This is a genomic window from Oleiphilus sp. HI0128 (genome assembly GCF_001635365.1).
In genome coordinates, this window is record NZ_LWGG01001392.1 from 1 (window position 1) to 706 (window position 706).

Consider the following 706-nt stretch of genomic DNA (forward strand, 5'->3'; position numbering starts at 1 on the left):
ACGTTAAATTCGCGGTCAAGTGCCGCCATTTTTTTTGCGTAATAAAAGACCAACACAACAAAGCTATACATCGAGCCCTGTTGAGCAAACCAGAAGCCCAATTTATAGCCGCCAATTTGAATCTGATTCAGTACATCGACCAGTAGGATTCCGCATACAAACGATACGACAAACCAAATGCATAACAGCTTTAGCATGAGTTTGATATTGTATTGCCAGTACGCAGATGCTTGCTCATTATTATTTTCTTGCATGACACATCTCCGCTTAGTTGAACCTTACATTTAAGGCTAAAGTAGACTGTCGGAGAATCACGATCTTTCGGTAAACCGTTACCCGATCGCAATTCTCCGACAGCCTCCAGGTCTTCTTTTATTTCCAGAAGCCAAGGCCAATCTAGCAAGTAATTTAGGAGAAGGGACCAAGACTTTGGTCTAAGTTACGACTAAAGTAGTAGACCTTACTATATGAAAAATGCGATACAGCACTGGTTTTTATTCACCGATAGTCAGCAAGCTGTATATACATAGCGAATACTCCAGAAATAATAATTAAATGAAGAGGTCATCGTGTCAGCCAGCATAGTGTTTACTGCCATCATCGCTTATACCGCTCTGTTATTCTGGGTTGCAAGACAAGGCGACCAAACACGCTTCTCTGAAGACTCCTGGTCTCGCCATCCTTATGTCTATGCCTTGGCCTTGGG

Annotated in this window: 1 protein-coding gene; it reads right to left on the bottom strand. The window is 42.4% G+C overall.

Annotated elements, in window-relative coordinates:
* Positions 1-254 (bottom strand): DUF4212 domain-containing protein (locus tag A3763_RS22860; RefSeq protein WP_068760586.1); only part of this gene is annotated, 254 nt, incomplete at its 3' end.
* Between the last annotated feature and the right edge of the window lie 452 nt (positions 255-706).